The following is a 13,047-nucleotide window of genomic DNA, read 5'->3' on the forward strand; positions in this document are numbered from 1 at the left end:
GTCGATTTGCAAAAAATTGCTCAACTGCGGTTGGGTATATGTGAGTAATGATGCCATTGAGGGTGTTATGATTCATTGTATGCATTAGTAAAAGCTAATGTTTATAACGCCCTATGGTCACTAGTACCTAATGGGGTGAATGTCAATTTACCGATTTGGCATGATTAATCATGGGAGTGCTTAAAAGGCATCCTGTAATGTTTTTTGCAATAGGAAATGGGTCCACAAATGCAAGAAGTTGCTGACGCACTGCGTCTTGACACTGAACTTTCCGCTGATAGTGCAGCGTATATTGAAGAGCTTTACGAACAGTACCTTTCTTCTCCAACCTCAGTAGGTGAGGATTGGCGTCAATATTTCGATAAATTCCCTAAAGGTGATCAACCACACGGAAATATTCGTGAGCAATTCTTATTATTAGGTCGTAATTCAAGTCGTATTCAGCCTGTTGTACAAAGTGAAGTGAGCACTGAGCACGAACGTCGTCAAATTGGTGTGTTACAACTGATTGCTGCATACCGTAACCGTGGTCATCAAAAAGCAAAGCTTGATCCACTGGGTTTGGCTAAGCGCGAAGATGTACCTGATTTAGATCTTGCAGCACATGGATTAACCAAGTCGGATTTAGACACTGTATTTAATGCAGGGAATCTTGCGATTGGTAAATCTGAAGCAACTTTAGGCGAAATGGTCAATGCAATGGAAGCAACATATTGTGCTTCTATTGGTACTGAGTATATGCATATTGTTGATACCAAAGAAAAACGCTGGATTCAACAACGCCTTGAAAGTGCGCGTGGTCAATTCGGTTTCACTGCAGATCAAAAGAAACATGTGCTTGAGCGTCTAACTGCTGCTGAAGGTTTGGAAAAATTCCTCGGCAATAAATATGTTGGTGCAAAACGTTTTGGTGTGGAAGGTGGTGAATCTTTCATTCCAATGGTTAACGAACTGATTCAACGTGCAGGTGCTGTAGGTTGTAAAGAAGTCGTGATTGGTATGCCACACCGTGGTCGTTTAAACTTACTTGTCAACATTATGGGTAAAAACCCTGCTGACTTATTTGGTGAGTTTGAAGGTAAAACATTAGCCAAAAAAGGTTCAGGTGACGTTAAGTACCATCAAGGTTTCTCTTCAAATGTGATGACTGCAGGTGGCGAAGTTCACTTAGCATTGGCATTTAACCCATCGCATTTAGAAATCGTAGGGCCTGTAGTTGAAGGTTCTGTACGTGCTCGTCAAGTACGTCGTAAAGATATTGGTGGTGATGATGTATTGCCAATCATTGTGCATGGTGATGCAGCATTTGCAGGTCAAGGTGTAAACCAAGAAACCTTCCAAATGTCGCAAACGCGTGGTTATACCGTCGGTGGTACAGTGCATATTGTTGTAAACAACCAAGTTGGTTTTACAACATCTGATCCACGTGATGCGCGTTCTACAGAATACTGTACTGACATTGCGAAAATGATTCAGGCACCTATTTTTCATGTGAATGGTGATGATCCAGAAGCTGTTTTATTTGTTTCTCAATTGGCACATGATTTCCGTCATACATTCCGTAAAGATGTTGTGATTGATATGTTCTGTTATCGTCGTCGTGGTCATAACGAAGCAGACGAACCAGCAGCAACTCAACCAATGATGTATCAAGTGATCAATAAAAAAGCGACTACTCGTACGCTTTATGCAGATCAGTTAGTACAACAGAAAATATTAGATCGTGCTGACGCAGATGCTTTAGTTGAAAAGTATCGTGAAGACCTTGAAGCAGGTAATCATGTTGCGAATGCTTTGGTTCTTGAACCAAATGAAAAAATGTTTGTAGATTGGGCACCTTATTTAGGTCATGACTATACAGATGTTTGGGATACAACGTTCCCAATTGAGCGCTTGAAAGAGCTTGGCGTAAAAATGCGTGAGCTTCCTGAAGGCTTCGTTATGCAACGTCAAGTTTCAAAAGTGATCGATGATCGTTTGAAAATGCAAACGGGTGAAATGCCATTAAACTGGGGTGCTGCAGAAGTTTTAGCGTATGCAACGATCCTTGATGATGGTTATTTGGTTCGTTTGACTGGTGAAGACGTTGGTCGTGGTACGTTCTCACATCGTCATGCCAAATTACATAACCAAGTTGATGGTTCTGTTTATATCCCATTGTGTCATATCAAAGAAAATCAGCCACGTACTGCAGTTTATGACTCATTATTGTCAGAAATGGCGGTACTTGCTTTTGAGTATGGTTATGCAACGACATTGCCAAAAAGTTTAATCATTTGGGAAGCTCAATTTGGTGACTTCGCAAACTGTGCGCAAGTTGTTATTGACCAGTTCATTTCATCTGGTGAGACTAAATGGGAACGTGTTTGTGGTCTAACATTACTTCTTCCACATGGTTATGAAGGTCAAGGTCCTGAGCATTCTTCAGCACGTTTAGAGCGTTTCTTACAGCTTTGTGCAGAAGACAATATGCAAGTGGTTACACCGACTACGCCTGCGCAGATTTTCCATATCATGCGTCGTCAAGCGATTCGTCCAATTCGTAAGCCATTGATCATCACTTCACCGAAGTCATTACTCCGTCACAAATTAGCAACCTCTACTTTGGAAGAGCTTGCAACGGGTACATTCCAAACTGTGATTGATGAAGTGGATCAAATCAACAAAGCTGACGTAACGCGTTTAGTGCTTTGTGGTGGTAAGGTTTATTACGACTTACTTGAAAAACGTCGTGAGCAAAACTTGAATATTGCAATTGTACGTGTTGAACAATTGTATCCATTCCCAGAACAACGTATTGCTGAAGTTCTCGCGACTTATCCAAACATTCAAGAGCTTGTTTGGTGTCAAGAAGAACCGAAAAACCAAGGCGCGTGGTTATTCATCGCACCTCGTTTATATGAAGGTATAATGAGTTCTGGCAAACAAATTCGCATTAGTTACGCAGGTCGTGATGCTTCTGCTGCACCGGCTTGTGGTTCACCATATTTACATGCAAAACAACAAGCTCAGCTCGTGAATGACGCACTTGCGATCGTAGCTGATCAATCAGGAGAAACTAAATAATGGCAACCGAAATTAAAGCACCGGTATTTCCAGAGTCAGTTGCTGACGGAACAATTGCAACTTGGCACAAACAACCAGGTGAAGCAGTTTCACGTGATGAAGTGATCTGTGATATTGAAACAGATAAAGTCGTTTTAGAGGTTGTCGCTCCTGCTGACGGTACGATTTCTGCAATCATCAAAAATGAAGGAGATACGGTTCTTTCTTCTGAAGTGATTGCAACTTTTGAGGAAGGTGCTGTTTCTGGCGCGGCTCAAACTCAATCTGTTCAAAGCGAACAAAAAGTTGAACAAGCTGCTGCTCAAACTGAAGCGGGTGCTGCACCTGTTGTAGAACGTGCTCAAGTACAAGATCAAGCGCCTGCAGTACGTAAAGCTTTAACTGAAACCGGTATTGCTGCATCTGATGTAGATGGTACTGGTCGTGGTGGTCGCATTACGAAAGAAGATGTTGCAAATCATCAAGCTAAACCAGCTGCAAATGTAACGCCATTAAGCGTAGCTGTTGGTGAACGTATTGAAAAACGCGTTCCAATGACACGTTTACGTAAGCGTGTTGCTGAGCGTCTGCTTGCTGCAACTCAGCAAACTGCAATGTTGACTACGTTTAACGAAGTGAACATGAAGCCAGTAATGGAAATGCGTAAGCAATATAAAGATGCTTTCGAAAAACGTCATGGTGCTCGTTTAGGCTTCATGTCATTCTTTGTTAAAGCAGTAACTGAAGCGCTTAAACGTTATCCAGCTGTAAATGCTTCAATTGATGGTGATGATATTGTTTATCACGGTTATTATGACATCGGTGTTGCAGTTTCTTCTGAGCGTGGTTTAGTGGTTCCTGTATTACGTGATACAGACCGTATGAACTATGCTGAAGTTGAGTCTGGTATTGCTGCTTATGCAGGTAAAGCACGTGAAGGTAAATTGTCTATCGAAGATATGACAGGTGGTACATTCACGATTACCAATGGTGGTACTTTCGGTTCATTGCTTTCGACTCCAATTTTGAACCAACCACAAACTGCAATTTTAGGTATGCACAAAATCCAAGAGCGTCCTATGGCTGTAAATGGTCAAGTTGAAATTCTTCCAATGATGTATTTAGCGCTTTCTTATGACCATCGTATGATTGATGGTAAAGAAGCTGTAGGTTTCTTGGTAACAGTTAAAGAGTTACTTGAAGAGCCAGCTAAACTTATCCTTGACCTATAATTTAATACTTAAGAATCCCCCTAAGTCCCCCTTTGTCAGAGGGGGATCTTTACGAGTCATATCGGTTCTAAGATTTGTGAATATTTCCTTTTTAAAGAAGGGTTAGGGGAGATAAAAATGGAGATAAAAATGTCTCAACAGTTTGATCTTGTTGTAATCGGCGGTGGTCCAGGTGGTTATGAAGCAGCGATTCGTGCTGCTCAGCTTGGTTTTAAAGTTGCATGTATTGAAAAGCGTGTGCACAAAGGTAAACCATCTCTAGGTGGTACTTGCTTAAACGTAGGTTGTATCCCTTCTAAAGCACTGCTTGATTCTTCACATCATTATGAAGATACACTTCATGGCTTAGATGTTCACGGTATCACAGTTGAAAATGTGCAACTTGACCTTCAAAAACTTCTTGCTCGTAAAGACAAAGTTGTAGACAACTTGACGAGTGGTGTTGCTCAATTACTTAAGGGTAATGGTATTGAATGGTTACAAGGTACTGGTAAATTACTTGCAGGTAAAAAAGTTGAATTTACACCATTAGATGGTGGTGATGTTCAAGTTTTAGAACCTAAATTTGTCATTCTTGCAACGGGTTCAGTTCCTGTAAATATTCCAGTGGCTAAAGTTGATGAAGACTTAATTGTTGATTCAACAGGCGCATTAGAATTCCAAGAAATACCTAAACGTCTTGGTGTGATTGGTGCAGGTGTGATTGGCCTTGAGCTTGGTTCTGTATGGCGTCGTCTAGGTTCTGAAGTTGTTGTATTTGAAGCATTAGATACATTCTTACCAATGGCTGATAAAGCGTTGGCGAAAGATTATCAAAAGCTTTTGACTAAACAAGGCTTAGATATCCGTATTGGTGCTAAAGTTTCTGGTACTGAGATTAATGGTCGTGAAGTGACTGTTCAGTATAACCAAGCTGGTGAAGACAAAACTGAGACTTTCGATAAGTTGATCGTTTGTGTAGGTCGTAAGGCTTATGCAGAAGGCCTATTGGCTGAAGATTCAGGCATTAAATTGACTGAACGTGGTCTTATTGATGTAAACGATTGGTGTGCGACATCTGTAGATGGCGTATATGCAATTGGTGACTTAGTACGTGGCCCGATGCTTGCACATAAAGCAATGGAAGAAGGTGTAATGGTTGTTGAACGTATGCATGGTCATGCTGCGCAAATCAACTATGACACGATTATTTCAGTGATTTATACTCACCCTGAAGCTGCATGGGTTGGTTTGACTGAAGAGCAAGCTAAAGAAAAAGGTCACGAAGTTAAAACGGGTCAATTCCCGTTTGCTGTAAATGGTCGTGCTTTAGCTGCAAATGAATCTGCTGGTTTCGTGAAGTTTGTTGCAGATGCAAAAACTGACCGTTTATTGGGTATGCATATTATTGGCCCAGGCGCTTCTGATATCGTTCACCAAGGTATGATTGCACTTGAGTTTGTATCTTCTGTTGAAGATCTACAATTGATGACTTTTGGTCACCCAACGTATTCTGAAGTGGTTCATGAAGCAGCACTTGCTGTGGATGGACGTGCAATTCATGCAATTCAGCGTAAACGCAAATAAAATATAAATTGAGCGGTTTCGACCGCTCTTTTTTGAATGATTATTCAAGTTGAATAGTCATCTGCTGGTAAAAGAACAAATTTTAATAAATGCCAAGAATTAGAGAGATGGATGTCTAATTGTTGGTGTGTCATAACAATGTGAAAAGTAGTAAAAGGTAAAAAATGAATTTACATGAGTATCAAGCGAAAGCGCTGTTAAAAAAATATGGTATGCCAGTTCAAGAAGGCATTTTGATTACAACACCAGAAGAAGCAGCAGCTGCCTTTGATCAAATTGAAGGTAAATTCGCTGTCATGAAGGCACAAGTCCATGCTGGTGGACGTGGTAAAGCTGGCGGTGTAAAAGTTGTTAAATCGAAAGAAGAAGCAGCTGAATATGCAAAAAATCTCTTAGGTACTCGTTTAGTTACTTATCAAACAGATGCAAATGGTCAACCTGTAAATAGCATTCTTGTTTGTGAAGACGTTTATCCTGTAGAACGTGAATTATATCTTGGCGCGGTTGTAGACCGTTCTAGCCGTCGTGTAACTTTTATGGCATCGACTGAAGGCGGTGTTGAAATTGAAAAAGTTGCAGAAGAAACTCCTGAAAAAATTATCAAAGTAGAAGTAGATCCATTGGTTGGATTGCTTCCATTCCAAGCACGTGATGTTGCATTCCAATTGGGCTTAAAAGATAAACAAATCAGCCAATTTGTAACTATTATGGCTGCTGCATATAAAGCATTTGTAGACAATGATTTTGCTCTGTTTGAAATCAACCCACTTTCAGTTCGTGAAAATGGCGACATTTTGTGTGTAGATGCCAAAGTAGGTATCGACTCAAATGCGTTGTATCGTTTACCTGAGATCGCAGCAATGCGTGATAAATCTCAAGAAAATGAGCGTGAATTAAAAGCATCTGAATTTGACCTGAACTATGTTGCACTAGAAGGTAACATTGGTTGTATGGTAAATGGTGCTGGTCTTGCAATGGCGACGATGGACATCATCAAATTGTATGGTGGTCAGCCTGCAAACTTCCTTGACGTTGGTGGTGGTGCAACCAAAGACCGCGTAATTGAAGCGTTCAAAATTATTCTTTCTGATACTTCTGTACAAGGCGTTCTGATCAATATCTTTGGTGGTATTGTACGTTGTGACATGATTGCAGAAGCAATTATTGCAGCGGTTCAAGAAGTAAATGTGACTGTACCTGTGGTTGTTCGTTTAGAAGGGAACAATGCTGAGTTAGGTGCAAAATTACTTGATGAATCAGGTTTAAAATTAATTTCTGCGAACGGTTTAGCTGATGCCGCAGAAAAAATTGTTGCTGCAGTGAAAGCGTAAGGAGTATCAATCATGAGCGTATTAGTAAATAAAGACACAAAAGTATTGGTACAAGGTTTCACGGGTAAGAATGGTACTTTCCATTCTGAGCAAGCAATTGCATACGGTACAAAAGTTGTGGGTGGTGTAACACCGGGTAAAGGTGGTCAAACACATATCGGTTTACCCGTTTTCAATACCATGCGTGAAGCTGTAAAAGAAACAGGTGCGAATGCAACGTCAATTTACGTACCTGCACCGTTTGTATTAGATTCTGTAATTGAAGCAATTGACGCAGGCGTTGAGCTGATTGTAGTGATCACAGAAGGCGTACCTACTTTAGACATGCTGAAAGCTAAACGTTACCTTGAAACGTATGGTAATAATGCACGTTTAATCGGCCCTAACTGCCCAGGAATTATCACACCGGGTGAATGTAAGATCGGCATTATGCCAGGTCATATTCATCAACCGGGTAAAATCGGGATTATCTCTCGTTCTGGTACGTTGACGTATGAAGCTGTTGCTCAAACGACTAAGCTTGGTTTAGGTCAGTCTACGTGTATCGGTATTGGTGGTGATCCAATTCCGGGTATGAACCAAATTGATTGCTTAAAACTATTCCAAGAAGATCCACAAACTGAAGCGATCATCATGATCGGTGAGATTGGTGGTACAGCAGAAGAAGAAGCTGCTGAATTTATCAAATCTAACGTGACTAAGCCTGTAGTGGGTTACATCGCGGGTGTAACTGCGCCTAAAGGTAAACGTATGGGTCACGCTGGTGCGATCATTTCTGGCGGTCAAGGTACTGCTGAAGAGAAATTCGCTGCATTTGAAAGAGCAGGAATGGCTTACACGCGTAGCCCAGCTGAGCTTGGTTCAACTATGCATGAATTGTTGAAAAGTAAAGGTTTAGTTTAAAGCTTAGCGTTTTAAATTAAATACAGAAATGGGAGTCAATTGACTCCCATTTTTTTATTTTGGAATGAGCATTTAAAAGATTTAAGCAAATCAACCTTTCACTAAACCACCATCGACAATTAAGTTTTGACCCGTCACCGCACGTGACCATGGGGATAGAAACATTAATACAGCATCAGCAAATTGTTCAGGTGTGGTCACTTGCTGAAGTGGTGTCGATGTTGCAATGAAGTCAAAGACTTGATCTGGTGTTGCATCACTCGCATCCGTTTTTCGTAACAAACCGCCAGACACCATATTTACATTAATACCGTATTGCCCTAAATCATGCGAAGTTGTACGAGTAAATGCCAAAAGCGCAGCTTTAGCAGCAGTGTAGTCATGATAAGGCACTACAGGGTTTTGAACTAAATTCGTTCCAATGTTAATAATTCGCCCAAAGTGATCTTTTTTCATGTCATCTAAAGCGGCTTGAGTCGTGTTTAATGCAGCTTTAACAGCGCTGTCTAATTGTTGCTGCATGCTAGTCCAGCTTAAAGTTTCAACTTTTGGACGTTGATCACCGTTAAATTTAAAAGACAGCAAAGCATTGTTGACCACTGAGGTAATGGCGTGTCCATAATGCATTTTTGCTTTTGCAAACATGGTTTTAATTTGCTCAGCATCAGTAATATCAGCTTTGTAAATAAAAACCTGATCTGGATGATCCTTTGCTAGTTGTTGTGCAGATTCTTCACTATTGAAATAGTTCACAACAACTCTAGCACCTTCACGAATCAGTGCATGGGTAATGGCCAGTCCTAAGCCACGTGCACCGCCAGTGACAAGAATAATTTGATCACGTATTTCCATAATTGAAACTCAATTTTGAAAGGGGAATATTGATCTTAACATTAATTATGAATATATTTTTTCTTGTTTATCTGGTGCTGAAATATTACATAAAATCAGTATGTTATTTTTTACAAAGCTGCGGATTCTGAGTTTGTACAATCTTTAAAAAAACAATAGTGATGACAATTTAAAGACTGATCACTGAAATTGACTGATTTATACGACTCCATCTTATTTAAAATCATAATTGTGCTATATTTTATAAACTTGTCTTTAACAAGATGAAATTGAAATGAAAAGTATCACCTGTAGCTTAGTCCTGTCTTTTATTCTGATTGGGCATGGTTATGCAGCTGATATGTTATTTGTTGATCGAGAACCTGCTTTAGAACCTAATCAACAATTCATATATAAAAATAATGACACTGGTGATGCAATCCCAGAATATAAACAAGATCCATTATTTGATATTCAAACTCAAAAAAATAGCCTAAGCAATTTGAATGATCAACAGAGTAACACTTTTTTTGAACAAGCGACTGAGCAAAAAAAGCTTGCCGAGGAACATGATCAAGAGGTCATGGACTATTCAATTTTAACTAATGGATTTTATGAAAATGATCGCATACGAATTTATAATTACACGGCTTATAATACTCAGCAGCTCAAAAACACCTTATTAAACCCAACCAATTCAAATACAAGTGGTACTGAATTAACCATTTCTTTTGGCTATGGTATGGAGTTTAAAATTAACACTTTAAATAAAATTGGTTATGAGTACATTTCTAGTTTTCCGTATGATCGCGGACAGTTATTACGACTTTATTGGTTGAGAACTTTGACGTATTGATTGAATATTTTCCAATTTGAAGTTTATTACCCAAATCATGAATAAAAAATGATGAAAGCTCTACAACTTAAAACAGAAGCTTGCATCCATCTTCATCCTATGTCGTTAGATTAATATTTATTAGTCGAATAGGATGTTCAGCCATGATCAATAAAATAGCTTTACTGAGTTGTATTGGTTTAATTGGAATTTCACTTACAGGATGTATTGTTGCACCTTATGATGATTATCCAGATCGTTATGATCAACGCCATGAGCATAGACATGATTTTGATGGTCGTTGGGATCGTAATGATCGGCGCCGCTGGGAGCATAAGCGAGATGATGATCGACATGATCATGACCGTCGTGATTGGGACAAAGAGCATCGAGATCGAAGAGATTAAAAAGATTTAATTATCCAAGAAGATGATCATTAAAAGCATGATTCATCAATTTTCATAAACAAGGGCTAATTTTTATTTAGCCCTTGTTTATTGTGTATAGTCTTATTTTCAAATAACTTTTTTAAATTATTTTTTTAAACAGTCCAGCATGTACAACACCAGCTCTAGTCTGTTTTTGTAATTGCCATGATTCAGGTAGTGTTAATTGGTGTAATGCACGATCTGCTTCTACATAAATCAATGCATCATTTTTAAGATATTGATCAACTTTTTCAGCCAATTCTGCCCATAAATTTAAGCTATAAGGCGGGTCTAGAAATACTACGTCAAATTGTTCATTAATGCTGAGCAAAGTTTGTTGAGCAGTTTGCTGTTTTAATTGGCAATTCTCAGCTTTAAGCAGTTGAATATTATCTTTTAATATTTTGGCTTGTTTAGGATTTGGTTCTACCATAACCACCTGATGAGCGCCACGTGACAATGCTTCAAAACCTAATGCACCTGAACCTGCGCAAAGGTCTAGTACGTTGGCATTTTGAATATCCCACATTAACCAATTAAATAATGTCTCACGAACGCGGTCAGGCGTTGGACGTAATCCATCAACATCGGCGAAGGGGAGAACACGACGTTTCCATTCTCCACCAATAATACGTAATTGATTTTTTATTCTATTATTCACTAATATCTGCCTGTGTTGCGGCTGGAGTTGATTGCTGTGCTGGCGTCGAACTCGCAGGATTGTTTACATTACTACGATTAGTCTGAGTTGTATTTGGTGTTGCTGCTGGCTGAGTTGATGTATTGGGTTTCGGCTTCGGTACAGCATTTGGATTGGCAGAAAGGGTTACATCGCCGCTTGGTAGCTCACCTGGTTTAATCCCAGCCGTCATCAAACCACCACTCACTTGATGACTTAAAGGTATAATTGGCTTTTTGTTACGTGTTAATAACCAGTAATCAAATATTGGACGTGCAAGTTGTGCCGCTGAACCACCATGTTTACCATTTTCCCAAACCACAGCAATCGCAATTTCAGGATTTTCAGCAGGCGCAAAACCGACAAATAAACCATGATCGAGTTGGCGTTCAGTTAATAGTGCTTCGTTATAGCGTTTACCTTGCGCAATACTTTTAACTTGTGCTGTTCCAGTTTTACCTGCAATTTGATACATCGGTGTGCGAATACCACGTCCTGTGCCTGTTTGGATCACATCGACCATTGCATCACGCATTTTGACCCAGTCGGCATCTGTCCCGCTGAAATTAATTTTACCTGTCGGTGCATTGAGTACTGGATGCTTTTTAGCACCTTTAGATTCACGTAATACATGCGGAATCACATGCGCGCCGTGGTTGGCTGTAATTGCAGTTGCCATTGCCAATTGTAATGGTGTTGCTGTAAATGCGCCCTGACCAATACTCACAGAAATGGTTTCACCTTTTAACCATTTGCTTTTTCGAGTGCGCATTTTCCATTCTGGACTTGGATATAAACCTGTACTTTCACTCGGTAAATCTACCCCAGTTTTTTCACCAAAGCCAAATTGACGCATCCATTCATTCATCTTATCGATACCCATTTGATAAGAAAGAATATAAAAATAAGTATCACAAGAAACGACAATGGATTTGTGCATATTGACGCTACCATGACCAGTTTTTTTCCAGTCACGGAATTTGTGTGAATCACCCGGTAAATGGAAATAACCAGGGTCAGAAATAGCAGTATTCCAGTCTACAGTTTTATAATGAATTCCACCCATCGCTTCCATAGGCTTAATAGTTGAACCGGGTGGGTAAGAACCTTGAACGGCACGATTGTATAAAGGCTGATCTAGGTTATCACGTAGGGCACTATAATCAGCAGTGCCAATTCCTGTAACGAATAAATTGGGGTTAAAACTAGGGCTTGAGACTAAAGCAAGGATTTCCCCAGTCCGTGGATCAATCGCTACAATTGCGCCACGACGATCTTTAAGTTGTTCTGCGGCAACAGTTTGTAAACCATAATCTAGTGATAGATATAAATCATTACCACGAGTCGATTCTTTACGGCCTAAATGACGGAGTACATTTCCATGCGCATCCGCTTCGATCGACTCATAACCCGGTACACCGTGCAATAAATCCTCATAGGATTTTTCGACACCGATTTTCCCAATCAGGTTTGTCCCTGCATAACTGTCTTTATCAATTGATTTTAATTCTTTATCGTTAATTCGCCCGACATAACCAATCACATGGGCAAATAATTCGCCATGTGGATAATAGCGTGTCATTTGAGTTTCAATATTGACACCGGGAAACTGAAATTTCACTTCGCTAAATCGAGCGATATCCGTTTCGGTCAAGTTAAGCTTTAAAGTCACCCGTTCCGTTTTCTTTGAGGTTTTAATTCGGCTATTAAAACGATCAATATCTTCTTGATTGAGATTTAAAATTGGAGTTAGGCGCTGAACTGCTTCATCAATATCTTCTACATCCGCACGACTGAGTGTCGCTGTAAAAACAGGGTAATTGTCTGCAAGTAAAATACCATTGCGGTCATAAATATAGCCACGTGCAGGGGCGATTGGTTGTAAACGAATACGGTTCTTGTCGGAAGCTTCACTAAATTCTTGATGATGAAAAATTTGTAAATAAGCATAACGTGAAATCAGTAGACACATAAAAAATGACACGATTCCAATCGCAAAAAACACACGGCTACGAAAAATGCGTTTTTCTTGTTGAACATTTTTGAGAGGAAACTGCTGCTTCATACGTTGTCGGCTTAAAGTACTCAAAAGAGGGATTGTTTCGGGGCGAAACATTTTACCCCAAAAATGAAGGTAATTATAAAAAACCTAACATTCTTATAAAAAATATATGTGACTTTGACTTTGCAGACAGTA

Annotated in this window: 10 protein-coding genes; 7 read left to right on the forward strand and 3 right to left on the reverse strand. The window is 39.7% G+C overall.

The features are described 5' to 3' along the window. Positions 1–228 precede the first annotated feature (228 nt). From CDA10_RS05185 to sucD, 5 genes are all read left to right on the forward strand, one after another. A complete protein-coding gene (locus tag CDA10_RS05185) occupies positions 229–3,066 on the forward strand; it encodes a 2-oxoglutarate dehydrogenase E1 component (RefSeq protein WP_089604414.1) in 2,838 nt (945 codons plus the stop codon). Next, complete coding sequence (odhB, locus tag CDA10_RS05190; RefSeq protein ID WP_089604415.1) at positions 3,066–4,277, forward strand: 2-oxoglutarate dehydrogenase complex dihydrolipoyllysine-residue succinyltransferase; 1,212 nt, start codon at positions 3,066–3,068, stop codon at positions 4,275–4,277. The genes CDA10_RS05185 and odhB overlap by 1 nt, the downstream gene beginning before the upstream one ends. A gap of 129 nt (positions 4,278–4,406) precedes the next feature. Then, positions 4,407–5,843: a dihydrolipoyl dehydrogenase gene (gene lpdA / locus CDA10_RS05195; protein ID WP_089604416.1), complete on the forward strand. Its 1,437-nt coding sequence runs from the start codon at positions 4,407–4,409 to the stop codon at positions 5,841–5,843. A 164-nt stretch (positions 5,844–6,007) separates the two neighbouring features. Then, positions 6,008–7,174 (forward strand): ADP-forming succinate--CoA ligase subunit beta, encoded by a 1,167-nt coding sequence (gene sucC, locus CDA10_RS05200; RefSeq protein WP_089604417.1) that lies wholly within the window; start codon positions 6,008–6,010, stop codon positions 7,172–7,174. A gap of 12 nt (positions 7,175–7,186) precedes the next feature. Beyond that, complete coding sequence (gene sucD, locus CDA10_RS05205; RefSeq protein ID WP_089604418.1) at positions 7,187–8,077, forward strand: succinate--CoA ligase subunit alpha; 891 nt, start codon at positions 7,187–7,189, stop codon at positions 8,075–8,077. Positions 8,078–8,167: 90 nt separating this feature from the next. On the opposite strand, the gene CDA10_RS05210 is transcribed toward sucD, so the two are convergent. Then, complete coding sequence (locus tag CDA10_RS05210; RefSeq protein WP_089604419.1) at positions 8,168–8,929, reverse strand: 3-oxoacyl-ACP reductase; 762 nt, start codon at positions 8,927–8,929, stop codon at positions 8,168–8,170. Positions 8,930–9,203: 274 nt separating this feature from the next. On the opposite strand from CDA10_RS05210, the gene CDA10_RS17000 reads away from it, so the two are divergent. Together CDA10_RS17000 and CDA10_RS05220 are read left to right on the forward strand one after the other, a co-directional pair. Continuing rightward, the gene (locus CDA10_RS17000; protein ID WP_228704595.1) at positions 9,204–9,764 is read left to right on the forward strand and encodes a hypothetical protein; all 561 of its coding nucleotides are present in this window, start codon (positions 9,204–9,206) and stop codon (positions 9,762–9,764) included. A gap of 143 nt (positions 9,765–9,907) precedes the next feature. After that, a complete protein-coding gene (locus CDA10_RS05220; protein WP_089604420.1) occupies positions 9,908–10,150 on the forward strand; it encodes a hypothetical protein in 243 nt (80 codons plus the stop codon). A gap of 121 nt (positions 10,151–10,271) precedes the next feature. Here the strand turns inward: CDA10_RS05220 and rsmD are convergent, their stop codons facing one another. After that, positions 10,272–10,820 (reverse strand): 16S rRNA (guanine(966)-N(2))-methyltransferase RsmD, encoded by a 549-nt coding sequence (rsmD, locus tag CDA10_RS05225; protein WP_089605162.1) that lies wholly within the window; start codon positions 10,818–10,820, stop codon positions 10,272–10,274. 4 nt (positions 10,821–10,824) lie between these two features. Next, complete coding sequence (gene mrdA / locus CDA10_RS05230; protein ID WP_089605163.1) at positions 10,825–12,915, reverse strand: penicillin-binding protein 2; 2,091 nt, start codon at positions 12,913–12,915, stop codon at positions 10,825–10,827. Positions 12,916–13,047 lie beyond the last annotated feature (132 nt).

The organism is Acinetobacter piscicola, assembly GCF_002233755.1.
In the GTDB taxonomy this organism is placed as follows: domain Bacteria; phylum Pseudomonadota; class Gammaproteobacteria; order Pseudomonadales; family Moraxellaceae; genus Acinetobacter; species Acinetobacter piscicola.

Bases quoted from the DNA above. Each gene is read 5' to 3' on its own strand.
- CDA10_RS05210 (WP_089604419.1), bottom strand. From the start codon at position 8,929: ATGGAAATACGTGATCAAATTATTCTTGTCACTGGCGGTGCACGTGGC.
- mrdA (WP_089605163.1), bottom strand. From the start codon at position 12,915: ATGAAGCAGCAGTTTCCTCTCAAAAATGTTCAACAAGAAAAACGCATT.
- lpdA (WP_089604416.1), top strand. From the start codon at position 4,407: ATGTCTCAACAGTTTGATCTTGTTGTAATCGGCGGTGGTCCAGGTGGT.
- CDA10_RS05220 (WP_089604420.1), top strand. From the start codon at position 9,908: ATGATCAATAAAATAGCTTTACTGAGTTGTATTGGTTTAATTGGAATT.
- sucD (WP_089604418.1), top strand. From the start codon at position 7,187: ATGAGCGTATTAGTAAATAAAGACACAAAAGTATTGGTACAAGGTTTC.
- CDA10_RS17000 (WP_228704595.1), top strand. From the start codon at position 9,204: ATGAAAAGTATCACCTGTAGCTTAGTCCTGTCTTTTATTCTGATTGGG.
- CDA10_RS05185 (WP_089604414.1), top strand. From the start codon at position 229: ATGCAAGAAGTTGCTGACGCACTGCGTCTTGACACTGAACTTTCCGCT.
- odhB (WP_089604415.1), top strand. From the start codon at position 3,066: ATGGCAACCGAAATTAAAGCACCGGTATTTCCAGAGTCAGTTGCTGAC.
- sucC (WP_089604417.1), top strand. From the start codon at position 6,008: ATGAATTTACATGAGTATCAAGCGAAAGCGCTGTTAAAAAAATATGGT.